This is a genomic window from Phormidium tenue FACHB-1050 (genome assembly GCF_014696925.1).
In the GTDB taxonomy this organism is placed as follows: domain Bacteria; phylum Cyanobacteriota; class Cyanobacteriia; order Pseudanabaenales; family Pseudanabaenaceae; genus Pseudanabaena.
Genome location: NZ_JACJQY010000008.1, coordinates 124,449 through 150,895, shown reverse-complemented (window position 1 = coordinate 150,895; position 26,447 = coordinate 124,449). Strand labels below are relative to the sequence as shown.

The window sequence follows — 26,447 nt, the reverse complement described above, 5'->3', positions numbered from 1 at the left end:
GAAAATCTACCTATCATTTTTGATGAATATCTTCCTAAATGGAATTATAGAGCTATTCCTCAAAATAACTGAAATGCATAAGTTATTTATTTTTCATTCCTTAGCTTTATTTTTTCCTTTTTCTTTGCCCATGAAGCCCTATCAAAATATTGCGATCGCTGAATGTGGTGAGCCTCTAGTAGCGATCGCCTCAAACATCATAACCATCGATCCTCATCCCTATATGTCATTGGGCGCACCTTATGGCGATCGCTCTCCTTTTTGGGTGCGTCAAAGCATTTTAGAGAGATTGCAAAAATCTCAAGCCTATTTACAAACTATTCGACCCAATTATCAAATTGCAATTTTTGATGCCTATCGCCCAATTCCTGTACAGCAGTTTATGGTGGACTATAGCTTCGCTGAGTTCGCTGAAAGTAGAGGCTTGGAAGTTAATTCTCTTTCTGAAGAACAAAAAAACTCACTCATGGCAGAAGTGATGAAGTTTTGGGCAATTCCTAGCCACGATCCGAAAATGCCACCGCCTCACAGTACAGGTGCAGCGATCGATGTCACCCTATATAGAGTCCCCGCCAAAGGCGGGGACTCTATACAAGAAATAAATATGGGTTCTCCTATTGATGAGATAAGCGATCGCTCTTTACCTAATTATTTTGCAAATTCTATCGATAGTTTAGAAATGGAATTTCATTGCGATCGCAAATTATTAAATGAAGTGATGAACCATAGTGGATTTGTAAGGCATCCTAACGAGTGGTGGCATTTCTCCTATGGGGATCAACTTTGGGCATGGATTAGCAATGAAAAAGCTGCGATTTATGGAGGAGTTAGATAGTTACTGCTAAGCCTGAATATTTTATTAGAAAGAAACTTTCCGTCTAATAACAAGTTAGATTACATCTAGATTTTAGGTGTTGACATGTTAAAAAAAATGGTGATATATCTTTGTGCAACTGAGTAAGTCAGCCTAATTTTTGTTTTATCTCTAAGTTATTACCTAAAGTAAAACAAAGAACGGGGGAACCAAGTTCTCTAAGAGCATAGGGGCGTATTTTCAGAATGAATCTGAAAAAGGACATCTCTCAGTCCTAGCCCGTCAGCTAACCTCGTAGGCAGTGAGAGAAGACTGTGGAAAATGGCGATCGCTGCAAGTTAAAATTTTTTGACGAGTAGTATCAGTTTCAACAGGATTCTTGTTTGGACTCTCAGAGCACATCAGTCCATTCTGAAACAAGGTACTACAAATCATGGCTTTGATGAGTTTGGCGACTAATACCCGCACTTTTATAAATGGGTGTTTTCGCAATTTGTTTCGAGCTAATATATTGCTGCTGATCGCAGGATTTGCAGGAGTGATAGCCCTATGGTGGGCGATCGCTTTATTTCGCAGTGAAATGATGCCCACACCGCCAGAAGCATTTGTCAAGAATTTAGATTTTATTTTAAATCCGTTTTATCGTCGTGGACTTGGTGATATTGGGATTGGATGGCTACTGTTAGCAAGTTTACGTCGAGTCTGTATTGGCTTTCTCTTAGGAGCTATAGTTGCCATTCCCGTCGGGGTTTGGATTGGGTTATCACGCAATGCTTGGTTGGCAATTAACCCGATTATTCAGGTTTTTAAGCCAGTTTCTCCACTCGTTTGGTTACCGATCGCCCTTGCTATTTTTAATGCTGCCGAACCTTCAGCAATTTTCGTGATTTTCATTACTTCCCTCTGGTCTACGATTATTAACACTGCTGAAGGAGTAAGTAACGTTCCCAAAGACTATTTGGAAGTTGCTCAAGTGTTAGAAATGCCTCGTTGGAAGCAGTTAATTAAAGTAGTTCTGCCAGCGAGTTTGCCCTATATTTTTACAGGTTTACGCATTAGTCTAGGGATTGCATGGTTAGTAATTGTAGCAGTAGAAATGCTCACGGGTGGCATTGGTATTGGCTTTTTTGTTTGGGATGAATGGAATCGTTTAAATGTAAGTTCTGTATTTTTGGCAGTCTTTGTGATTGGTGTGACAGGACTGATTTTGGACTATGCCCTTGCTAAATTACAAGCAATCATGACTCGTCGCCCCGCACAATCCTAAACTTCGGAGATTCCCATGTCTACCACAAGGAGAGCATTCCTTCAGGGAATGACCGCTACTGCCTCAACGATCGCCTTTTCTGCATGTTCCCAAGAACAAGGACGAAATCCCACTGGACTATCGGAAACAGCGTTAGCGGTGGAGCCTATAATTAATCCCGCCAGTTTGGAAAAGCCAAATTTAACGGTTGGCTTTGTACCTGTTAACGATTGCGCTCCCTTTGCGATCGCTTGGGAAAAAGGTTTTTTTCGCAAGTATGGATTAAACGTTACGCTCAGTCGAGAAGCGAGTTGGGCTAATTCCCGTGACGGGATCATTTTTGGACGCTTAGATGCTTCTCCCGTTGTATCTGGTGCTGTCACCAATGCCCGTATTGGCGCAGAAGGCGCACGTCAATTTCCCCTTTGTGCTGCCATGACCATTCACCGTCATGGTAATGCCATTACCTTCAATCGTAAATTATGGGAAGCGGGTATCAGTCCCCTATCTACATATAGCGGCGATTTAGATGCCTTTGGAAGAGATTTGCAACAATATTGGCAAACTGCATCCATAGATGATCGAGTATGGGCAACGGTTCTGAGTTCTTCCATTTATGAATATTTTATTCGCTATCTGCTTTCAGCGGCTGGTATTAATCCAGTTACTGAATTGCGTTCTATTATTACACCACCACCTCAGATGGTGAGCAATATGCGGATGGATGCAATTCAAGCCTATATGGTTGCTGAACCTTGGAATACGCGAGCGATTAAGGGTAATGAGGGAGTTGGATTTACCTTTGCTCAAGGGCGAGAAATTTGGAATGGACATCCCGATCGCCTTTTAGCCGTGCGTGAATCCTTCATTCAAGACTATCCCAAAACCTACCGATCGCTAGTAAAAGCGATGATTGAAGCCTGTCGATATTGCAGTGAACCTGCGAATCGTGAAGAAGTTGCTAAAATCATCTCCCAACGTTCCTTTACAGGAGCAAATGTTAAATATACGCGACCCGCAATTGTAGGGAACTACAACTACGGAGGATTTGATAATCAACAACGCATCACTAACAGCCTAGAAACAACCATTTTCTTTGAAATGCCCACTTCTGTTTCTGATATTGCCAACGATCATTCTACGTTCCTCTGGCAATCACAGAGCCTCTGGCTAATGACCCAAGCCGCCCGTTGGGGACAAATTCCTGAGTTTCCCAAGAATGCTGAGGCGATCGCTCGTCAAGGATGGCGCACTGATTTGTATCGAGAAATTGCTGCCGAAATGGGCATTGTTTGTCCTGCTGATGACTATAAAGTAGAACCTGCCTCAGCCTTAGTTGATCGCCAATCCTTTGATCCTAGTAATCCCATCGGCTATCTCAGCAACTTTGCAATTCGAGCAAATGCTCCCAAGTCCTTTTTCTTTGCCTAAAAATTATCCTAGAAACAAAAAAACTGTATGACTACTTCCCCAACCAGTCTCACATCTAACAACCATCCACCTGACAAAACCTTTTTAGTGGTCGAAAATATTGTCAAGTCATTTCGCAAACCTGATGGAAGTCAATTTGTGGTACTAGATGGCATTAACCTTGCGATCGCTGAGCAGGAATATGTCTCTGTAATTGGTCACTCTGGCTGTGGAAAATCAACCCTAGTCAGAATTGTGGCAGGTTTAGAGAAACCGACATCAGGCTTAGTCACTCTAGAAGGTAAAGTCATTCGCAAGCCAGGGGCAGAGAGGATGATGGTATTTCAAGGCTATTCGTTACTTCCTTGGTTGACAGTCAGAGAAAACATTCGCATGGCGGTAGATGAAGTATTTAAAACCGCAAGTCGTGATGAAAAAATATCTATAGTTAACGAACATATTGAAATGGTCAATCTCACCGCTGCCGCCGATAAATATCCCCAAGAACTTTCAGGTGGTATGAAGCAAAGAGTTGGGGTTGCTCGCGCTTTAGCAACTCGTCCGAAAATGCTATTGCTAGATGAACCATTTGGAGCGCTCGATGCTCTAACTAGACCGAAGTTACAACAGCAAGTTTTAGATATTTGGGAAAACCATCGCCAAGCAGTGATGATGATTACCCATGATGTTGATGAAGCTATTTTTATGTCCGATCGCGTGGTAATGATGACCAATGGGCCAAAAGCAACGATTGGACAGGTGCTAGATATTCCGTTACCACGTCCTCGCGATCGCCACGAATTGCGAGAGTCTAGAGAATACTATGAGTTACGCAATCAAGCGTTAGATTTTCTAGAACGATATCAGTAGATCATTCTTAAAGCCCAAATAGTGTGAGGCGGCGCGAAGCGCCGCCTCACACTATTTGGGTCTTGATTTGTCTTGATACAGGTGTCTATAGCTCTATATGGAGGCATGATCTAGTTCAAACGCGAGTAAAAATGGCAAGTAAAACTGTTAGGATCGATCGCATAAGTACTTTGAATTTAGAAACTGGTTACTGTTGTGGACGAGATCGCCATTAGCTCTCTTACTCTCAATATTGTGTTGGGATTATTTATCCTGATGTATATATTTCGGATCATCATGACATGGTATCCCCAGATTCCCCTCAAGCAATTCCCCTATAGCCTAATTACTTTTCCAACTGAGCCTTTACTGTTTTTACTAAGAAAGTTAATCCCACCCATCGGCGGTATTGATATATCACCAGTGATTGGAGTGGGGATTTTTAGTCTTTTGCGCGAAATGTTGCTAGGACAGCAAGGTATTTTGACGATGATGCAATAGAAAGGCGGCGCTTCGCGCCGCCTTTCTATTTTTTGGGTTTTAGCTATAGCTAAAAAAACTTGCTATAATTAAAAATTGTGATTATTTCAAGAGCGTAAGTTTTGATAGAACGCTATACATTGCCCGAAATGGGTCGGTTATGGACGGATCGCCATAAGTACCAAACTTGGTTGCAAGTTGAAATCGCCGTTTGCGAAGCACAGGCTGAATTAGGCTATATACCTGCCGATGCTGTCGAAGAAATTAAGGCGAAAGCAAACTTTGATGCCGATCGCGTCAATGAAATTGAGTTAACGGTCAAGCACGACATGATCGCGTTTTTGACCAACGTAAATGAATATGTAGGTGATGCAGGGCGCTACATCCACCTCGGTTTGACTAGTTCCGATGTGCTAGATACTGCTCTGGCAGTGCAATTAGTTGATAGCTTAGAAATCATCCAAGCCCAGTTAGAAGAAGCCATCCAAGCGATTCGCTACCAAGCCCAACAACATCGCTACACGATTATGTCGGGTCGGACGCACGGTATCCATGCAGAGCCAATTACCTTTGGATTTAAGCTGGCTGGCTGGTTAGCGGAAATGTTGCGCCATCGAGATCGCCTATTGAACTTAAATAAGACTATCGCTGTCGGTAAAATTTCGGGCGCAGTGGGAACCTATGCCAATGTAGATCCACGTATTGAAGCGATCGCCTGTCAAAAATTGGGACTTCAGCCCGATTGTGCATCGACGCAGGTAATTTCTCGCGATCGCCATGCTGAGTTCTCGCAAGTATTAGCCCTGATCGGCGCATCAATCGAACGCTTTGCCGTCGAAATCCGTAACCTTCAGCGTACCGATGTCCTCGAAGTGGAAGAGCATTTCACCAAGGGACAAAAAGGCTCCTCCGCAATGCCTCACAAGCGCAATCCCATCCGTTCAGAGCGTTTAACCGGCATGGCGCGTTTGTTGCGTGGCTATGCGACGACGGCTCTGGAAAATGTGGCGCTATGGCATGAACGCGATATTTCCCACAGTGCGGCGGAACGGGTACTGCTACCTGATAGCTGCATTCTCACGCACTTCATGCTCCGAGAAATCACTGATTTAACCAAAAATCTGTTGGTGCATACCCACAACATGGAGCGCAATCTCTATTGTTATGGTGGTGTGGTCTTCAGTCAGCAGGTGTTGCTCGGACTAGTCACTAAGGGCTTGAGCCGTGAAGATAGCTATGCGATCGTCCAAAAAGCAGCGCACCTTGCATGGAATAAAACTGACGGTGATTTCCGTAAGTTGATCAGCGAAGATGAAACCGTCAAGAAAACTTTCTCTGAAGAAGAGTTAGCCGCTTGTTTTGATCCTAATAAGCATCTTAAAAATCTTGACCAAATCTATCAACGTTTGGGTATTTAAAAGAAAGGCAGCGCTTCGCGCTGCCTTTCTTTTTCTTTTTAGTAAACGTTTGAGTGTTTATAAAGAAAAGTGGCGCGATGCGCCACTTTTCTTTTTGGAATTAGTGTTAGTGATTCTGGTATAATACATATCTAAAAAATAAATGTTTTACTAAATGTTTTTAACGCAAATTCATTAAGAAAAGTCAAGAAACATCAATGCAACTCACACATCGTCCTCGCCGCCTCCGTCGTAACCCTTCTGTCCGTAGCCTAGTTAGAGAAAACCATCTAACTACAGATGACTTTATCTATCCCATGTTTGTGATGGAAGGAGAGAATAATCGTGTTGAAATCCCTTCAATGCCTGAAGCCTATCGCTTTACTCTCGATCTATTGGTTAAAGAAGTAGAAGAGATTTATGCATTAGGAATTAAGGCGATCGCCCTTTTCCCTGCTGTACCTGAAGAGAGAAAAGATCTCACAGGTAGTGAAAGTTTTAATCCTGAAGGACTAGCACAGCGTGCAGTTCGCGCTATTAAGGCAGCAGTTCCCGATATTATTATTTTTACCGATGTTGCCCTCGATCCTTTCACTACACATGGACATGATGGCATCATTGATGATAACGGCGTAATTCTGAATGATGAGACAGTCGAAGTTCTTGTCAAAATGTCTGTTTCCCAAGCCGCTGCTGGAACTGATTTTGTGTCACCATCTGACATGATGGATGGTCGGATTGGAGCAATTCGACAAGGGCTAGATGAAGCTGGATTTGAGAACGTGGGCATTCTCGCCTATTCTGCGAAATATGCCTCTGCTTACTATGGACCTTTCCGTGATGCTCTAGGTTCTGCACCTAAGTCTGGTGATAAAAAGACCTATCAAATGGACCCAGCCAATTCTCGTGAAGCCATTAAGGAAGTCTATCTCGACATTGCTGAAGGCGCAGATATTGTGATGGTCAAACCTGCTCTCGCCTATTTGGATATCATCGCCAAAGTAAAAGATGCAACCAATGTACCTGTAGCTGCCTATAACGTCAGTGGTGAGTATGCAATGGTTAAGGCGGCGGCGCAACTCGGCTGGATTGATGAGAAGAAGGTAATGTTTGAAACTCTGTTAAGCATGAAGCGTGCTGGTGCAGATATTATCTTGTCCTACCATGCCAAGTCGGTCGCGCAGTTGCTTGCTTCGGGTTATCGTCCCTAATCGTCTGTCAATCAATCATGAATGCAAAAGAACTTCTCGAAAGTTACGCTTTGGGCGATCGCGACTTTAGTAAGCGATCGCTCATCGGATTGATTTTGACTGGAGCCAATTTGACTGGAGCCAATTTTATTGAATCAGATCTAGAGGAAATAACTCTGGATATTGCCAATTTAGAAGATGTGGAACTAAATCTGGCAAATTTAGTAAGAGCAAATTTGAGTGGTTCCATTCTGATTCAAGCAAATCTCAATGGCACTATTCTCGAACAAGCTTCGTTAATTGGCGCAAATCTCTCCGAAGCATTTTTAATTGAAGCCGACCTCAGTGATGCGGTCTTAGTAGAAACTAATTTTAGTAATGCGTTTTTGACTAGTGCCAACCTCACGCGATCGCGCCTATGTCGGGCAAATCTATCAAACGCCTTTTTGACAGGAGCTTATCTGAATGGGGCAGATTTGCGGGGAGCAAATCTCACCGAAGCTGATCTCACAAGGGCAAATTTAACAGGTGCAAATCTCGCTGGAGCCGATCTTAGCCGCGCTAATTTGACTAATGCCAAGCTAAATTGGGCAAATTTAGCTAATGCCAAGTTAATTGGTGCAGATTTGACAGGAACCTATCTATCGACCCTTAAGAGTATTGAAGGCACAGATTTTACAGACGCACGTAATGCACCTAACTCAGTTGAGCTTGTTAATATGCTTGTTAATATGGAAGAGGTAAACTCAGAAGAATAAAATTTTTATAGTCAAGCGTTGTCTGCCTAACTATAGAAATTAATTAACGTAAATTAGAAAGCTTATGCCTTTGTTTCGTTCACTCACCAAACTGACAAATCTTGCTCTAGTAACAGCGATCGCAGGGGCGATCGCTATGCCAATTTCTGAAAGTGTCTATGCCCAAACTAAAAAAGATGCGACAGAATGGATCAGGCAAGGGCGGCAACTGTGGCAAAACAATAACATTGCAGGGGCGATCGCTGCTTATCAACAGGCTGCTAATCTAGAGCCGAAAAACTCGCGCATTTTAACTAGTCTTGGCTTTTTACTAACCCAACAGAATAATTATTCTGGGGCGATCGAGGCTCTAGATAAAGCTACTAAATTAGATGCCAATAATGCTAAAGCCTTTAATGCATTAGGTTTTGTCTATGTCCGCATTAAAGACTATCCTAGCGCGTTAACCGCCTATCGCCGTGTAATCGCCTTGGAGCGCCAAAATATAGATGCTTATAACAGTGTGGGCTTTTTATTGACTGAACAAAAACAATATGCCGAAGCCGCTAAGATTTATCGTCAAGCGATCGCGGTTGCTCCTAGAAATGCCAAGATTTATCTGAATTTGGGCTACGTTTTAAAACTCTCAGGAGATCGGAAAGGAGCTTTTGCTGCCTATAATCAAGCCGATAAGATTGCGCCTTTTGACGCTGATGTATTGGTGGCGCTTGGTGGTTTATTTGCTGAGCAAAATCAATATGAAGAGGCGATCGCTAAGTTCAAACGAGCTTTAGAAGTCGATCCTCGACACCCCCAAGCCAATCTTGCGATGTCTAAGGTCTTTCAAAGTGAAGGCAATTATGCTGAAGCGATCACCTCTCTCCGTCGCGCCGCAGGAGCAAGAAATATCCCTGTTAATAATTTGATCGAGTTACAACGGGCGATCGCTGATATCTATATTCAGCAAGGTTCGCTATCGGGGGCGATCGTCGCTTATCGCCAAATTCTTGAAGCTGAGCCAGAGGATGCACCAACTTATCTAGCTTTAGGTAAGTTATTAGCAACTCAACAACGCACGATCGAAGCTCGCAAGATGTTAGAAAGTGCTGAGCGATTCTTTAATCAACAAGGCAATATTGATGGTTTAAAGGAAGCCCGTAAAGCTTTAGCAGATCTTAAATAACAAAAAAGAGGCTGTGTGATGCACAGCCTCTTTTTTGTTAAGCACCTTCGCGCAATTTATCTAAAATCGAACGATCTTCTAGGGTGGAAGTGTCGCTGGTGATTTCTTGCCCAGAGGCTAGCGATCGCAGTAAACGTCGCATAATTTTACCCGATCGCGTTTTAGGCAAGGCTTCCGCAAAGCGAATCTCATTAGGACGGGCGATCGCCCCAATTTCACCGACAACGTGTTTTTTGAGTTCCTTAGCAAGTTCTTCACTAGGTTGGCGATCGCCTTCCAGAATCACAAAGGCAAAGATATCTTCACCTTTCAATTCATCAGGCTTACCAACTACAGCCGCTTCAGCAACCGCAGGGTGAGAAACTAGCGCCGATTCGATTTCCATGGTTCCTAAACGGTGACCAGCAACGTTAATTACATCATCGACGCGACCCATCACCCAATAGTAACCATCTTCATCCTTACGAGCGCCATCACCCGCAAAATAGACATACTTACCATCTTTGGGGGGAATATGCTCCCAATAGCTCTTACGGAAGCGCTCTGGATCACCGTAAACCGTTCGCATCATCCCTGGCCAAGGATGACGCACGATTAGATAACCGCCTTCGTTCTCATGGGCAGGATTACCTTCAAGATCGACAATATCAGGAATAATCCCTGGAAATGGAAGTGTTGCCGAACCTGGTTTTGTGGGAACCGCTCCAGGAAGCGCTGTAATCATGACTCCACCTGTTTCCGTTTGCCACCATGTATCCACAATTGGACATCGACTACCGCCAATCACGCGGTGATACCACATCCAAGCTTCAGGATTAATCGGCTCACCGACGGTTCCCAACAAACGCAGTGATGTCAAATCACGAGTATTAGGATGATGCTCACCCATTTTGATAAAGGCGCGAATTGCAGTAGGTGCAGTATAGAAAACACTCACCTGATACTTCTCAATTACATCCCAAAAACAGCCAAGATTGGAAGGGCGGGGCGCTCCTTCATACATCAGGGTGGTTGCACCATTGGATAATGGACCATACACAATATAGCTATGTCCTGTAATCCATCCCACATCAGCAGTACACCAATACACATCAGTATCTTTGAGATCAAAAATCCATTTGGTGGTCATGTGGCTATAAAGGTTGTAGCCAGCCGTAGTATGCACGACTCCCTTCGGTTTCCCCGTACTGCCAGAGGTGTAAAGAACGAATAGCATATCTTCGCTATCCATTGGCTCTGCATCACATTTAGCGGAAACGCCCTGCTGTAAGTCATGCCACCAATGATCTCGCCCTGCGGTCATATGCGTATTTTGACCTGTCCGTTTCACAACCAAAACATCGGTAACGGAAGGTGCGGCTCCATTGGCGATCGCCTTATCTACTTGCTCTTTTAATGGCACGATCACATCTTTGCGCCAACCACCATCGGCAGTGATGACAAGTTTTGCTTCGGCATCGACAAGGCGATCGCGTAAAGCTTCGGCGCTAAAACCACCAAATACGACACCATGTACTGCGCCGATTCTGGCACAGGCTAGCATGGCGATCGCGGCTTCAGGGATCATTGGCATATAAATACCAACGCGATCGCCTTTTTGGACTCCTAATTGTTTGAGGGCATTGGCAAACTGACAAACTTCGCGATGCAATTGGCTATAGGTCAGCGTACGCGAGTCGCCATTTTCCCCTTCCCAAATTAGAGCCGCTTTGTTTTTGCGCCAAGTAGTCAAGTGGCGATCGAGACAGTTATAGGAAATATTAATTTTGCCTCCGTCAAACCATTTCACCGATGGCGGTTGCCAGTCGAGAACGGTGTGCCATTTCTCAAACCAATGTAGTTCTTGATCGGCTAGCTCAGCCCAGAAGGCAGCAGGATCGGCTTTAGCGCGATCGTAAATTTGGTGATATTCCGCAAGACTTTTGATATGGGCTGCCTGAGAGAACTGTGCTGATGGTTCAAACAAGCGTTTTTCTTGTAAAACTGATTCAATCGTTGGTTGTGACATAAATTAATGTTATGGGTAGTGATAATGCACGGCGCAAAGAGCCACACATCATTACTCGTTTAAGAATACTGTTGATAGTTATGCCCCTAGTGTAAATTATCGAGAATCTATAATTTAGAAATAGTAAAATTCCGCAATGATTAGCAATGTCAGTGACTATTACAGGGTTGTTCCTAGATATAATCACGCTTCAAGATTTGCTGATAGATAGAAATGTCATCAACAATTAATAGCCACTATCAGCAACACAGATACCCTGACATTTAATGCCATTAGTAGCCGTACGCAAACAGTGATTGCAGAGAATGGGTTCTTGTTTAGTCTCAGTACAAGGTTGTTTATCAGTTTGAGGTTGAGTTGTCATAGCTTTAAGTAGTAAGAATGATCATTTTTTATCCGCAGCAGCCTTGCATTCAAGTGCGGGCTAAAAGCTTCAACCCATTGAAACGAGTTGCTTAGAATTAACCTTTAGTCTGCTTAAGAAGACTTGAGCTTTTAGACCGCACTTGAGTGCAGGGCTACTTAATATTTTAGCTACTAGCTTTGATCGTAGCAGCCTGCTCTAGCAAAGACTCAGCAAAAGCGATCGCCTGAGACACCGTACTACTAACACCCTCCTTATCAATATTTTTTCCTTTTTCCTTTTTCCTTTTTCCTTCTTTCCCCTCCTCAACATTCATTCCTGAAGCAATCTGAGCTAGCTCCTGTTTCCGTTCTTCCAATTCTAAGAGACGAATTTGTACTTGAGTCCGATCGCCGATTACCTGCTTACTAACATGGAAATGTCGATCAGCAATCGCAGCGATTAATGGTTGGTGAGTCACGCAAAGAACTTGAGAACTACGGCTCAGTTGCCAAAGTTGCGTCGCGATCGCTTGGGCAACGCGACCTGATACACCAGCATCAATTTCATCAAATACCATTGTGCCGACATTAGCATGATTAAACTCCATTGATGCTGGTTGAGATTCTTGGGTTTTCTGCTTCACAAAACAAGTTTTCAGCGCTAATAAAAATCGACTCATCTCACCACCTGAAGCAGTTTCCGCAAGAGGTTGCAAAGGCTCGCCAAGATTAGGGCTGAACTCAAAGACTATGCGATCGCCACCTAATGCATTGGGTTCACTCGGATAAATTCCGACCTGAAAGCGAACTTTTTCCATCGCCAGCATTTTCAAAGCATCGATTTGTACTTGTTCGAGAGCGATCGCCGTTTGCCGACGTAATTCAGTCAACTTTTTACAAGCCTTCAGCAAAGCCTGTAAATCAGCCGCAGCTTTACGTTCCAAATCTTCAATAGAAATACTTTGATCGGTGAGTTCAGCAAGTTCAAGTTGCAACTTTTCGGTATAGGCGATCGCTTCGGGAAGTGTGCCATATTTACGACAGATTTGCTTGATTTGATTAATTCGTTGTTCGATCGCTTCCAATTGTTCGGGGTCAGATTCCAAACGATTGGCATAATTGTTGATCTGCCGCCCTGCTTCTTCGACTTGAGCAAGTGCGCTAGAAACTAGTTCAAGAATGCCCTCAGCTTCGCGATCAAGCGTGACCATTTCCGTAAGAATCGATTCTGCTTGTCCTAACAAATCCGCGCAAGCATTACCACTGTCATTCTGATAGAGCGCTTCATACACGGCATAGCCCTGCTTTTGTAATTCCACACTATGGGCTAGCCGATTGCGATCGCTTTCGAGAGTATCTAATTCATCGGGATCATTTAAATTTGCCGCTTCCAGTTCCTTGAGCTGATAGCGCAACATGTCTAAATGCTGTAATCGATTGCGTTCATTCTGTTGGCGATCAAATAAAGCTTTGCGCGATCGCTCCTTTGTTTCAAATAGTTTTGCTACTTTTTGCCTTTGCAATAACAGCACCTGATTAAAAACTTGATCACCAAAGCTATCTAGCCATTCTCGCTGTTGAGCAGCTTGGCTTAGCAAGATCGTCTGACCTTGGGCAGTAATCTCGACAAGGCGATCGCGCAATTCTTGGATCTGTTGCTTATTTACAACTACGCCATTAATGCGGGTGCGACTGCTCTTTGCCGTGATTTCGCGGCTACAAATCAGTGTTTCGGCATCAATTGCATCTATTTCTTGAAGCTCTAGCCATTGGGCGATCGCCTGATTAGTCGAAAAAGTAGCTTCGATATTGGCGCGATCTGATCCAGTTCTTAACATTCTCGCTGATACTTTGCCCCCAAGCGCAGCATCGAGAGCGTCGAGGACAATTGATTTGCCTGCTCCTGTTTCACCTGTGAGAATATTTAGACCTGTATATAGCTCAAGCTCTAAGCGATCGATCAGGGCAAAATTTTCAATTTTAAGACTCAGCAGCATAGGTTTTCTCTTGATTCAAGAATGTGCTTTGCACATTCTTGAATATTTTAGATAGGCAGAGTTTCTCCAGCTAGTAGACGCTTCGAGGCACTCAATAATTCTTCTTCGAGGTAGGGCTTAGTGAAGTAACCCTTTGCCCCAAGCTGAATTGCTGACTGACGATGGCGATCGGCTCCGCGTGAAGTTAACATTGCCACAGGAATCTCTTTCAGTCGAGAATCCTTTTGTAATCTCGATAGTAGATCTAATCCATCCATGCGAGGCATCTCAATATCGCAGAAGATCATGTCGCAAGGCAGACCAGCGCGAAGTTTTTCCCAAGCATCCTGTCCATCCTTAGCTTGTTCCACACGATAGCCTACTTTCGCAAAGGTCAGTGATAGTAACTCACGTACTGTAATCGAGTCATCAACAATTAGTACCGTTGGATCAACAGCAACATCTTCTTCAACGGTTGGCTGAATAGTCATCCCTGATGTCGAAGGACGCAATCTGCCACTAGCAATGTCAAATAATTCCAACACGTTAGCGATCGCCATGACTCGACCATCCCCTAACACGGTTGCCCCTGCAATTCCCGCAGGTTGGGGAATTGGTCCCTCAAGTTGCTTGATTACGATTTCATATTCACCAAGGAACTGATCGACCTGTAGCGCCAGATAACTAGTGTCATTGCGGAGAATAATAATGCAAAGTTCATCGTTTTCCTGCTTCCCATAAATACTGCTGCGGCTGAGGTGGCGGCTATAGGATAGCAAGTTAGATAAATGCTGGAATGGCAAGACTGTATCGCGCCAAGGTAAGCAGGGCTGACCTTTCTCGTTAAGAACAATCTGACTCTGGGGAACTTCCACCATATCCTCGAAGCCATCAACGGGGAACGCAATCCGAGCGCGATCGCTAATACAGAACATCGCCTTAGAAATACTCAGGGTAAGCGGTAAGCGAATTGTAAAGGTCGTACCCTTGCCAACCACTGATTCCACAATAATTACGCCACGAATGTCATCAAGACAAGTTTTGACCACATCTAGTCCAACCCCACGTCCTTTAAATTCATCGGCTTGAGCCGCAGTACTAAATCCAGGCTCAAATAGCAGAGCATAAACCTCAGTATCATTGAGGCGCTCAACTTCAGCTTGCGATCGCACTCCCTTAGAAACAGCGCTTTTCTTTACTTTATCGGTACTGATGCCCGCACCATCATCACTAATGGAAATTACGGTTTGGTTACCTTGGTGATAGGCTCGTACGGTAAGTTTGCCAGTGGCAGGCTTACCCGCCGCTTGACGAGTGGCAGGATCTTCCAAACCATGATCGATCGCATTGTTGACAAGGTGCGTCAATGGATCAGTAAGAGATTCCAAAATCGCCTTATCGATTAGAGTCTCCCTTCCAAATACTTCTAGATCGGCTTGTTTGCCAGTCTTAAGTGCGCGATCGCGAATACCTCTAGGTAAGCGATCGGCAATTTGTGCGAAGGGAACCATGCGTGATTGTTTCAAATCGTCTTGAACTTGGGTGGTAATCGTGCCTAACTGGCGAGTTACCTGATCTGTCTCACCAACCACGAACTCAATGTCAGAAGCAGACTCTCGGACTCGGACAATCAACTCAATAATTTCTTGTGATAAAACGTGGAAAGTATTGTAGCGATCGAACTCAATACCTTCAAAGTCATTGCTAACCGAACTATTCGAGCTAGATCCATCACCCGAATATGATGATGTTTCAAAACTACTGAATGAACGCCCACGTCCTGCGGTTAAAGATGCTTCGAGCAAAGAGCGATCGTATTGATCACGCATCCTTTGCGATACATCACTCAACAGTTGCACTTGATGTAGTAGGTTCGTGATAAATTGCTGTAATCTTTCCTGATCCTGCTCTAAAAGGTTGCGGTTGACAACTAGTTCCCCAACAAGGTTATTAAGGCTATCAAGGTACTTGACATCAACACGCATAGTCGAGTCAGTTAACCTTGGCTTCCGAGCAGCGGCGGGTTGACGTGCGGGAGACTTAGTTTTGATAGGTCCAACATCTTTCGCAAAAGCGCTCTGGAGCATGTTCTCTAACTCATCAAAGTCATCAGCCGAACTTGCTGGGTTGCTGGGAGTAGTATTCCCTGAGCCATTGGTAGATGTAGTCTTCGTGGTGTTAGAGCTATCAAAGCTGCCAGTATCACCTAAAAGAGCTTCCAATTCATCAAAATCCATATCATCAGGAGACTCGGAACCCTGAGCATTCATGACAGTTTCTGAGATTTGGTTGTCAAATGTTAGATTACTTTGATCATTAATATCATTTGGCATATTACTAGAACTACCAATCATCGCTTCTAAATCATCGAAGTCGAAGTTGTCATCAATCCCATTTAGTTCTTCAGGTTGCAATTGATAATCAGGTGGCAGAGTGTTCATTGCAGGCTCTTGAGTAAGAGCATAATCCAAAGTTTCCGAACGCTCTTCGTTAAAGGTTTCAAATTCATTGAATTCGCCAAAACTGAGCGGTTCATCAGTTGCTAAGTTCTCACTTACAAACTCTTCTGGCATCTGTAGCGAACTTGACTCTGAATCATCATCATCACCTTGGAAAAAATCAACCAAATTGTCAATAGTTGTGTTTGCTGTAATGTCATTCTCTTCAAGAATGAAATCTTCTTGAGGGTCTGTCAATTCCGTTCCTACGGTCTGTAAAGATTGATTTTCAAAGTCTTGATCTGCTGTACTTCCAAAATCATTGATTTCCTCATTCTGAGTTAATGACTTGTCCTGATCAAAGTCAAGATCATTTTCTAGTATAGTTAAATCTTCTTCACCAGCGTCAGCAAAGAAATTTGCCAAATCAGAGTCATCAGAAGAGTCTATTTGCTCGAATAGTTCCCTTGATGAATCTTCAGAATCTGCTTCAAAAATACTTTCATTTATATCTAATGTTGACAAGAATTCAGGATTAGCATCTTGAGGAGAGTCAAAATCCATGAAGTCTTCTGTTTGCTCTTCGTATCCATCTAATGTATCAACTACATTAATAGCATCAAGCTCGTTACTATCAGTGAGCGCAATACTAAATTCATTGTTTGAAATGTCTTCTCCTAAACTCTGATGCTCATTTTCTGTTTCACCAAAGAAGTTAGTTAAATCCTCAGATTCATCTAGTGCATTATCAATACCTGATTCACTAAAGAAGTTAGTTAAATCTTCAGCATCATTAACACCCGAATATCCATCTAGTTCACTATCAATATCACTAGAGATAATTTCCGATTCTTCAGATTCTGCGAAGAAATCACCTAGATCATCAGTGCTAGTTAGTTCATCAGAAACTTCACCGCTATTGGGAGTATCGATAGAGACAATTTCAGGTTCTTCAGAATCTGCAAAGAAATCACCTAGATCATCAGTGCTAGTTAATTCACCTACAGGCTCTGTGAAGAAATCACCTAAATCATCAGTGCTAGTTAGTTCATCAGAAATTTCACCGCTATTGGGAGTATCGATAGAGACAATTTCAGGTTCTTCAGAATCTGCGAAGAAATCACCTAGATCATCAGTATTAGTTAGTTCTTGATCAAAATCATCAATGCTGCTGATATCGTTAGAAATAATTGCAGGCTCATCAGATGCGGCAAAGAAATCATTTACTTCATCAGAGTGTTCAACCTGTTCAGCGAAAACATCTAATTCATTATTCGCAGCATTAGAAACTTCAAGCTCTTCCGTAGGTACGAAGAAATCATCTAGATCATCAGTGTTAGTTAATTCTTGATCAAAACTATCACTGATATTGTTAGTGATAGTTTCGGACTCTTCAGCAGTTCCATCGGTAAAGAAATCATCTAGTTGATTGTCTTCCTCAGAAAAGCTGACTGCTTCGCGAGCTATGTTATCAATTAGTTCGGTTTCTTCAGATTCGCCAGAGGCAAAGAAATCCCCTAAAGCCCCTAAATCATCGTTGTTAGTAAATTCGTTAGTAAATCCATCAATATCATTGTCAACATCATCGATATCTGTAGCAATTACAGGTTCTTCAACTGTTGCGAAGAAATCATCCAAACCGTCAGTGTTAGTAGACTCTTCGCTAAATTCATCAGTAGCGATCGCTTCAGGAATGTCTTCTTCATTTTCAGAATCTGCAAAGAAATCAGTGAGATCATTGGGAGAGCTATTTTCTGCTAAAGCATCGAAGCTATCATCTAATTCAGCATTACTGACAGCAGAGATTGGTTCTTCTATCAACTCACTACTTTCATTAAAAAAGTCCAGATTATCGCTAACTTCGGAAGTGTCCGTTGCAACCATTAGAAAGTCATCAGGATTTTCATCAAGTGTAATATCTGGTGAGCTTGTTGATTCTTCTTGCTCTTGAGGGTTTACAACTTCATCAAACTCATCATTGTCAAAGCCCAGTTCATCAAATAAATTTAATCCTGTAGTATCAATGCTCTCAAATCTCTCAAAGTTGTTACTTTCTGATATTGATTCCGCATAATCACTAGATTCAATTGTTTCAGAATCTTCAAAGAAATTATTAATATCAGAACTAACGTCTTCCTCATTACCTATGTTCGGAGATGCATCCAAAAGGATTTCATCAAGATTCTCATCGATCGCAAAGGGATCTTCAAGCAAATTCATGCCCTCTTCCGAGAAAGTCAAAGCGAATGGTTCGCTAGGGTCATCGTTTTCATCACTATCGATCGCATTTTCGTTCAGTGCAAGCGCAGCAAAATATTCTTCACTAGACAGAGGTTGAGACTCCTCTCTATCAACCAGTCTACTATCTATGGATTGTTCAGTGGATGTTGTCTGGTCTGGTAATTCAGGGAAATTAATATCATCAATATTGAATTCACTAACATCAATATCGTCAAACTGATCATCGATCGCAATTGCTTCATCAATTTGAGAATCGGTGACTTGTTCAGCAATATCTACATATGAATCAGCATCACCTAAATCCATATCAAATTGATTTTCTAGGGACTCTTCAGGAGCAAATTCGTCTGAGAATAAAGCATCATCTAGGCTTGACTGCTCACTGTCTAGATTAATCCCAGAACTGATTTCTGAAACAATATCACTCGTTTGTTGCCATGAATCATCAAGATCGTCTGGGAATAGAGAATTACTACTCTCTTCAGCCACAGAATCTTGGGTGGAAAAATCTCCAAACAGTTTATCAATGCTAGATTTTTCACTATTTGAGTTGGGAACTATTGAATCATTATTTTCAGAATTATGATCAAGTAAATCAGCAAATTCATCCTGACTCTCTGAAGTCGTAGCTCCAAGGTTTGCTATATTCGTTTCATTGGATTCGATATCTTCCCAAGCGGCATCAAAATCAATGTCATCATTTTCAAACAAAATCGCTAAAGATTTTAATTCTGAAGCACCAACCTTAGGTCCATCAATATGTTGATTTTCAGTGATTTCATATTCACCATCCATCCAATCCATTTGGTTCTCATGGATGTCTGTCAAATCAAATGATTCTTCATTGACTTGATCGGCAAATAGATCGATATCCACATCTGGATTTATATCGATATCTCCTGTAATGGATATATCAGCACTATCAAAATCATCTACTATTGAATCTTCGCCAATATCCCCAGAGGCTGTCGTGAAGATCGTACTAACTTCATCATCCTCTGTCTCAGAAAATCGATAGGGTAATAGATTTTGGAGTTGTAAGGACACAGAAATTTCCGATTCCCGATCTGAGAGCACTAAATCTTGGGCTTCTTTCAACTCCCGAATTAAAATAGGCGCGAGGGTACGGTAAGAGTTACTAGGCTGAGCGATCGCATTTTTAATTTGCGTTACTAAATTAGTCCAGTTTCGCAAATCAAATTGGTTGCCAATCTCTTGGAAGTAATTGCAAACTGCTTGTAACTGCGATCGGCTTTCTGCATCATCTGTCGCTCGAAACAATTGCAGCATATCCCGCATTTTAGTCGTGATTTCTTTCTGAAATACCGACTGCTGAGAAACAACTACTGGCTGTGGCTGAGGAATAATTTCTGGTTCGTGACTATATGTTTCAACGGAGATTTCCCCATCAGTATCTGAGACTAACTGATTTAGATAGGACTCTAACTCAGCAAATACAGGCTTAACGCGATTATTGGTTTCAATTGTTAACTCGTCAGATATTTTGTAACCACCTTGCAACTCATCTAGAAGTTCTGACAAGGGATCAAATCCTGCTAACAACAAACTTTTTAAGCGCTCATCAACAGCTATTTGCGAATTTTCTTTGAGGATTTTGAAAAAGTCTTCTAATCGGTGAGCAACATGCTGAATACTCCCGACTCCCAACATGGCAGCGCCGCCCTTAATCGAGTGAGCAGCACGAAAAAGCTCATTAATTGATTCGGAATCATTTAAAACATCTTGCAAGTTTAATACGCCTTGCTCAATGGTCTGAAGATGTTCGCGAGCTTCTTCGATGAAGTAGCCCATGATTCGCTGCTGTTGTTGTTCCGAGTTCATGACAGAATCCTCTCAATGATTAGGGTGTGAGTAGCATAGCTAGAAGGTAATAATCCTAACGAACTCCCGTTGTTTTATCACCCGAATCAACGCGGAATCGTTCCACAGAATCTTGTAGGCTGCGGGCAACACCTACGAGATTTTGTAGTGAAGCTGACACCCTTTGAGACTCTTGCGAAGTTTCTTGAGCGGTCAACTCAACTGATTGCATAACTTGCGATACTGTCCTTGAAGTCTCGGTTTGTTTAACTGTATCTTCAGTAATGGATAGTACCAAAGTTTCAATGCGATGGGAAACTTGGATAATGTCTGTGAGTGATTGACGTGCCTGTTCAGCACGTTTTGTCCCATCGATAACCTGTTGTGTACCGACTTCCATCGCTTGTTGCACGTTACTGGTTTCACTCTGAATTTGCAATACAATTTGTTCGATTTCTTTAGATGCTTTCGCAGCGCGATCGGCAAGCTGTCGAACTTCGTCTGCAACGATCGCAAAACCACGTCCTGCATCACCCGCCCTTGCTGCTTCAATACTAGCGTTAAGCGCGAGTAAGTTCGTCCGCGAAGCAATTTGCGAAATCAAGCCAACGATCTTAGAAATTTCTTGCGAAGACTCACCAAGGCGTTTAACCTTGCGGGTAGTTTCAGCAACCGTTTCGCGAATGTCTAAAATACCTGCTACGGTACGTTCTACAGCGTCGCCACCCTTGATCGCGGTTTCGGATGCAAGTTTAGCAACTTGATCAGCTTCACGCGCACTTTCGGCTACACGTTGAATCGATTCAGTCATCATTTGCACTGAGTTTAAGGTAACGCTTAACTCTTCAGCTTGACGTAACGCATCCGATGACAAACTACGAGCAAATGCTTCATTTTCGCGAGAGCTTTCATTTACCTGACGCGCCGCAATTTTTACTTGGTTAACAATTTCGCGCAGATTTTGAATCGTGAGGTTAAAGGAGTCAGCAACCGCGCCGAGTACGTCGGCAGTCACCTCCGCCTGTACGGTTAAGTCACCTCGCGCCGCGCCTTCTACGTCATCAAGTAAGCGGATTACCTGACGTTGTAAATCTTCTTTAGCTTGTTCTTGCTCGGCGGCTTTGCGTTGGGCTTCAGTGGTATTAGAGACAATTGACTGAATCATTTGGTTAAAGCTTGCCGCAAGTCTACCAAACTCATCTTCGCTATAAACGGTTGCACGAGGACTCATATCGCCACGAATAACCGCTTCAAACTGAGATTGTAAGTTTGCGGTTGATTGATCAATCAGTCTCGAAGAGCGTTTGCCTAGTCCCCACGCGATCGCACCACTTGCCAATGCCGCTGCACCACCCATCATCCAACCTGTATTCCGTACTTGCTCGCGTGAGCCTTTATCGGCGATTGAACCTGTGGCAAAGTTGGTAACTACCCCTGCGGCAACCATAGCAACCACCCCTGCGGCGATCGCTGTAATCACATTCTTGGTTTTGAGTGGCATGTTATCAAAGGGAGAAAATAAGCCACCCTGCTCAGAGGACTCGGTGACAATATCAGCACCTGCTCTCTTTGATCCTACTGGGGTATTAATTGCTCCTAGTCCAAATAGCTCAGCCTCATTCTCTGTTTGGTTAAATCTTGCGGCGGAGATATCTTGATTAGCTAGTGATGTTGTATTTGAGCGTCCCGAAGTTGTAAAGTCTTGATTTCCAAAATCACTCATAGATCGATCAGAGACCATCTGCGTTGCTTCAGAATCACTAAATGAACTTGAAAAAGATGATTCACTAATGTCATCAAAATCATCAAATTCATCCATAAACACCACATCGGTATCCGCAGTCAGGTTCCCTGAAGAATTACTAGATTTGTATCCAGAATTATAATTTGACTCTCCTGCAAGCTGAGTTTCCGAGCCATAACTGTACTGACTAGAACCATTCATCGAAGTGTCAGAACTAAAATCTTCAAAATCAAAATCGTTAGCACGATTGGAGCCACTGCTTTGACCACCACTACTATCATCGGCAGACCAAGATCCCTGCATATAAGCCGATTGATTATAGGTATTATCTTCGTAAGCGTATTGCTGATTACTAAATTCGCTAGGTGTGCCGCCTATATCTCCTAGACCGTAGCTATCATCATTTAGATCTAGTCTTTCTTTAGCTGCTGCAATACCGCTATGGGCATATTCTAGGATTGAGTTGTCATCAGTCAAATTTAAAACAGTTTCATATTCACCAATTGAATCTTGATAACGCTCTAGGGCAAGATTGATATGGGCATGAAGTAGACGATACATGGGATCGCTAGGGCAGACTTTAACCAGTTCCTGTGTCAATTTACCGGCTTGACTGTAGTCTCCCTGCATATAGGCTAAGGAAGCCTTTTCATATTCTTTTTGATATTGTGTACTTGAGGCCATTTGCTTTCTCCTAAAATCCCTAAACTCTCTGTCATTTGCACGAAATCATCTTGAAATTACTGTATCTAGGAAGCCCACCGTGCTGATCGTAAGATATTGACTTGATCTAGCAACTTTAGGGGATCGCTGTCTTCCATCATCCACTCACCTTTGATAAACGGAGCCATACTATCAGAGCTATTTCTAGAGACATTGAGTTGTGAAGAATCAAGCCAAGCCATTACGCCAATTTGTTCTACCGCTAAACCTAACATCATGCCCTGATCTTCGATCGCAATAATCGAAATTTCTGCGCGATCAGTATTAACTGGGGGAGCCTCTCCCAAAAACTGACCGAGATCACCTACCCACACTACTCTACCCCGAATATTCACAGTACCTAGCAGTAGTGGGGAGACATTGGGCATAGGGTTGATCTTATCTGGAGCATATTCCAAAACTTGACTGACTCCAATTGCAGGTAAAGCAAACTCAATTCCAGAAGCCACAAAAAATCTTAAGTGCAGCTCACCTTCTGGAGCTTCGATGCCTTGATCAAAGTCTGTAGCCTGATCTTGTCCGATGCCAGGGAAGAATTCTTGGTTTCCTACCATAATTTGAGGATCTCTACCTTGCAAAATAGCAAATTTTAAGTGTCTTCAAGTTTTAAAAAATAAACTGAAAAATAAATAACGAGAACATTGAGAAAATATTAAAGTATTGATGTTAACTAACAGTCATTAAATAATCAAGAATTGTCTACACTTTTAGCATTTTTCATGAAATTCTTAAGCTTTCCTAAGTAACTGCTTTACAGTGCCTACTAGTTCTTGAGGCTGAAATGGCTTAGCTATATAAGCATCAGCACCTTGCTTCATTCCCCAGTAGCGATCAAATTCTTCACCTTTGGATGAACACATTACGACGGGAACGCGCTCAGTTTTGGGATCAGTTTTAATACGACGACATAGCTCGTAACCATTCATGCGGGGCATGACAATGTCCATAACTACAATGTCTGGGCAATTGCCTTGCATTTTCTCTAGTGCTTCCACACCATCACCTGCTGTCTTAACCGTTAAGCCACTACCCTTGAGTAAGTCCTCAATCATTTCTCTTTGTGTCACGCTGTCTTCAACCACCAGAACTGTACTCATACATGAATGCCCCGATAGGATTCTTCCACTAGCAACTCACCAAACAAATATATTAGGGTTAGTATGATTGGCATTGTGCTTTGCTCACTTTAATTTTAAGTTAGCGCTTAACTATTTATTAAACTGTTCATATTTTAGTCTTCTCCGATATAGAGATTAAGAGTACAGCCGAAAGACAAGACACAAAATAGCATGTATATGGCTTTGCTCTTGCATTAAAGCTAAAATAATTTTTTTAATTATTCGATAATCGGCTCTGGAATACCAAAGCACGAAATAGTGTAGCCATTTTTTGCTTTTAAAATCCTTATAGGGTTTGGTTTTTAATTCACGAAAGTGTTGTCACACTTTCGTGAATTGGTATAGCAATGTAAAAGATAGCTCGGACAAAAATCAAAACCCAAAAGATGAGTGGCGGCGCAAAGCGCCGCCACTCATCTTTTGGGTTTGCTGTCCTAAGCAAAACTTACATTGATATAACCTATTCCAGTGCTTTAGGTACAAACCAAGAAAGTGAGAAAGCGGTGCTTTCTCACTTTCTTGGTCTTTTGATTTAAGTAACACGATCAAGGGTGCGATATTGAACTGCCTCAGCTACATGGACTACTTGAATATTTTCAGCATTGGCGAGATCAGCGATCGTGCGGGATACTTTGAGTATGCGATCGGTTGCACGAGCCGATAAACCTAAGCGTTTAATGGCTGCTTCCAGTAATTCACGGGAGGGATGATCAAGTTCGCACCATTGCCGCAAATGTCTGGATTGCATCTGAGCATTACAATTTACCTTGGCTTCTTTCTGAAATCGACTTTGTTGAATTTTGCGAGAGGCTTGTACTCGCTCTTTGACGGCACTGGAGTTTTCCCCCTCTGGCGATCTCGTCATCTCTTCAGCCTTTAACCTCGCTACTGTCACCTGTAAGTCAATGCGATCCATTAAGGGACCTGATAGCTTTGCCCAATATTGTTCACGCTGACGTGGTGTACAGGTACAAGGCTGCACCGAGTCACCGTAATATCCACACTGGCAAGGGTTTGTACTCGCGACAAGTGTGAAGTATAATCCGACAGTCCACCAAAAAGCGATCGCCATGAATGACGATATCATCCAAAATCTGGGCTATGCACGGGTTTCGACTTCCGAGCAAGCAAATTCAAAGCATGGGCTAGAGACTCAACTTAACCGATTGAAAAAAGCTGGCTGCACTGAGATATATCAGGATGTCGCATCGGGGCGATCGTGGGGTGATGCCAAGCGAGAAGATTTTTCACGCATCTGTGACTTAGTTAAGAATCGTAAAGTTAAGCAAATCACTGTCACGGCTCTTGACCGATTGAGCCGTGAGTCAACAACATCCGCTAAGTTTTTGCAGACTCTGGAAGAAACTGGCGTGCTGATCTATGAGTTGGACAGCGATCGCTACATCAACTTTATCGATCCTAATGAGTGGTATGAATCGCGCCAAAAAGGGTTGCAGGCAGAATATGAATCCAGAAAAACCTCAATGCGTGTGCGTGCAGGCTACCAGAATTTGAGGGACTTGCACAAAGCTAACCCTCGGACTCCCTACGGATATAAGCGAGTAAACCAAGAATATGTTTTAAATCCTGATGAGGCGGCGATCGCAAGGGAGGCGATCGCCTTATACCTAGAATTAAAAACTTTGCCGCCTGTGACGCGATTAATCTACGAGAAATATGGCAAGAGGTTTAGTGTGTCGGGCTTGCGACAGTGGCTATTAAATCCCGTGCTAATTGGTAATACTCCCTACGATAAACGCAATCCTAAGCCCGCACATTTGCCGCAAGGTAATCAAATTATTTACGGTACGCATGTGGACCAAGCTTTAATGACTGAAGCTGAGCAAAGAGCGATCGCTGAAATACTGACAGAAAATACTAGAATTTGGGGCAAAAACAGGAAAGCATTTCAAAACCCATTATCAGGCTTGGTATTTTGTGGTGAGTGCGGGGTGAGTTGCGATCTGATGAGTAAACCATCGGGTGGTATAAAAACTGAATTTCGCAGAATTAGATCTTTTTACTGCCGAACGCGGTCTAAAAAACCCGCTGGCAAGTCATGCAGTCAACGGGGGACTTACAAAATTGAAATTGTTGAGGCGATCGCTATTCAAGCATTGACTGAAAAGGCAGGGGCGATCGCTACTATCTATGAAGCTGATGACCAAAAAGTTGAAAATCCCAAAATTAAAGAATTGCGTGGACAGATAACTATACTTGAATCAATGAACAATCCTATGCTCGCAGATGCGATCGCAAAGTTGCAGGATGAAATTGCAAACTTAGAGCGATCGCATGATGTAGACCAAGGCATTAACTTAGAATTGCGATCGCTACTTATTGAGGCGTTTAGCGATCCAGATTTCTTTGCAACTCTAGACAATGAAGAAAAGCGATCGCTGTACAAGTCTTTGATTAAAAAGATTGTTGTACGCGATCGCAAGGTGGTATCGATAGAGTTAAAGATTTAAATAGCAGCGGCTTTATTCTTTTTGATCTTAGATCTACATATGGCAGTTCTAAAAGATTTAAAGTTTGTGGATCAATCATCGTTTGGATTTTCGTAAACTTGATAGAAAGTTTTTATAGCAAAGTTGATTAGAGCAGATCGGCTTTTGAATCCGCAATTTGAGGAATTTAAAAGGTCTAATACTTCTTTCTGTGGGTTGAATGAGATGGGGCTGAGCTTTTCCTTTTTTAGCTCTTTGGGCAATGATTTACGCCCTG

General features: G+C 42.8%; 18 protein-coding genes and 1 riboswitch. Of the genes, 10 read left to right on the top strand and 8 right to left on the bottom strand.

What is annotated here, in order from left to right:
* The first annotated feature begins 22 nt into the window (after positions 1–22).
* The 9 genes from H6G05_RS07690 (at position 23) to H6G05_RS07650 (ending at position 9,306) form a co-directional block, all read left to right on the top strand.
* Positions 23–835, top strand: coding sequence for a M15 family metallopeptidase (locus H6G05_RS07690; protein WP_322096335.1), 813 nt, complete (start codon positions 23–25; stop codon positions 833–835).
* 149 nt (positions 836–984) lie between these two features.
* Positions 985–1,129, top strand: a riboswitch (cyclic di-AMP (ydaO/yuaA leader).
* A gap of 118 nt (positions 1,130–1,247) precedes the next feature.
* Complete coding sequence (ntrB, locus tag H6G05_RS07685; RefSeq protein WP_190577611.1) at positions 1,248–2,081, top strand: nitrate ABC transporter permease; 834 nt, start codon at positions 1,248–1,250, stop codon at positions 2,079–2,081.
* Positions 2,082–2,096: 15 nt separating this feature from the next.
* Positions 2,097–3,491, top strand: a complete 1,395-nt coding sequence (locus H6G05_RS07680) for a CmpA/NrtA family ABC transporter substrate-binding protein (protein ID WP_190577610.1) — start codon at positions 2,097–2,099, stop codon at positions 3,489–3,491.
* A gap of 27 nt (positions 3,492–3,518) precedes the next feature.
* Entirely contained in the window at positions 3,519–4,340 is an 822-nt protein-coding gene (locus H6G05_RS07675) for an ABC transporter ATP-binding protein (RefSeq protein WP_190577609.1), read from the top strand.
* A gap of 195 nt (positions 4,341–4,535) precedes the next feature.
* Positions 4,536–4,820: a YggT family protein gene (locus H6G05_RS07670; protein WP_190577608.1), complete on the top strand. Its 285-nt coding sequence runs from the start codon at positions 4,536–4,538 to the stop codon at positions 4,818–4,820.
* A gap of 101 nt (positions 4,821–4,921) precedes the next feature.
* Positions 4,922–6,217 (top strand): adenylosuccinate lyase, encoded by a 1,296-nt coding sequence (gene purB, locus H6G05_RS07665; RefSeq protein WP_126388594.1) that lies wholly within the window; start codon positions 4,922–4,924, stop codon positions 6,215–6,217.
* Between the two features lie 197 nt (positions 6,218–6,414).
* Entirely contained in the window at positions 6,415–7,407 is a 993-nt protein-coding gene (hemB, locus tag H6G05_RS07660; RefSeq protein WP_190577607.1) for a porphobilinogen synthase, read from the top strand.
* 17 nt (positions 7,408–7,424) lie between these two features.
* Positions 7,425–8,144, top strand: a complete 720-nt coding sequence (locus H6G05_RS07655) for a pentapeptide repeat-containing protein (RefSeq protein WP_190577606.1) — start codon at positions 7,425–7,427, stop codon at positions 8,142–8,144.
* Between the two features lie 64 nt (positions 8,145–8,208).
* Positions 8,209–9,306 carry a tetratricopeptide repeat protein gene (locus tag H6G05_RS07650; RefSeq protein WP_190577605.1) on the top strand — a complete coding sequence of 366 codons (1,098 nt, stop codon included), beginning with the start codon at positions 8,209–8,211 and terminating at the stop codon, positions 9,304–9,306.
* A gap of 37 nt (positions 9,307–9,343) precedes the next feature.
* On the opposite strand, the gene acs is transcribed toward H6G05_RS07650, so the two are convergent.
* From acs to H6G05_RS07610, 8 genes are all read right to left on the bottom strand, one after another.
* The gene (gene acs, locus H6G05_RS07645; protein WP_190577604.1) at positions 9,344–11,314 is read right to left on the bottom strand and encodes an acetate--CoA ligase; all 1,971 of its coding nucleotides are present in this window, start codon (positions 11,312–11,314) and stop codon (positions 9,344–9,346) included.
* Positions 11,315–11,540: 226 nt separating this feature from the next.
* Positions 11,541–11,678 carry a hypothetical protein gene (locus H6G05_RS07640; protein ID WP_190577603.1) on the bottom strand — a complete coding sequence of 46 codons (138 nt, stop codon included), beginning with the start codon at positions 11,676–11,678 and terminating at the stop codon, positions 11,541–11,543.
* Between the two features lie 166 nt (positions 11,679–11,844).
* The gene (gene recN / locus H6G05_RS07635) at positions 11,845–13,656 is read right to left on the bottom strand and encodes a DNA repair protein RecN (protein WP_190577602.1); all 1,812 of its coding nucleotides are present in this window, start codon (positions 13,654–13,656) and stop codon (positions 11,845–11,847) included.
* 47 nt (positions 13,657–13,703) lie between these two features.
* Complete coding sequence (locus H6G05_RS07630; protein ID WP_190577601.1) at positions 13,704–20,156, bottom strand: hybrid sensor histidine kinase/response regulator; 6,453 nt, start codon at positions 20,154–20,156, stop codon at positions 13,704–13,706.
* Between the two features lie 55 nt (positions 20,157–20,211).
* Positions 20,212–22,563 (bottom strand): methyl-accepting chemotaxis protein, encoded by a 2,352-nt coding sequence (locus tag H6G05_RS07625; protein WP_190577600.1) that lies wholly within the window; start codon positions 22,561–22,563, stop codon positions 20,212–20,214.
* 65 nt (positions 22,564–22,628) lie between these two features.
* Complete coding sequence (locus tag H6G05_RS07620) at positions 22,629–23,156, bottom strand: chemotaxis protein CheW (protein ID WP_190577599.1); 528 nt, start codon at positions 23,154–23,156, stop codon at positions 22,629–22,631.
* Positions 23,157–23,330: 174 nt separating this feature from the next.
* Positions 23,331–23,699, bottom strand: coding sequence for a response regulator transcription factor (locus H6G05_RS07615; RefSeq protein WP_190577598.1), 369 nt, complete (start codon positions 23,697–23,699; stop codon positions 23,331–23,333).
* 553 nt (positions 23,700–24,252) lie between these two features.
* Positions 24,253–24,807: a magnesium chelatase subunit ChlI family protein gene (locus H6G05_RS07610; RefSeq protein WP_456356021.1), complete on the bottom strand. Its 555-nt coding sequence runs from the start codon at positions 24,805–24,807 to the stop codon at positions 24,253–24,255.
* On the opposite strand from H6G05_RS07610, the gene H6G05_RS07605 reads away from it, so the two are divergent.
* Positions 24,791–26,191, top strand: a complete 1,401-nt coding sequence (locus H6G05_RS07605) for a recombinase family protein (protein ID WP_190577597.1) — start codon at positions 24,791–24,793, stop codon at positions 26,189–26,191. The genes H6G05_RS07610 and H6G05_RS07605 overlap by 17 nt on opposite strands.
* Positions 26,192–26,447 lie beyond the last annotated feature (256 nt).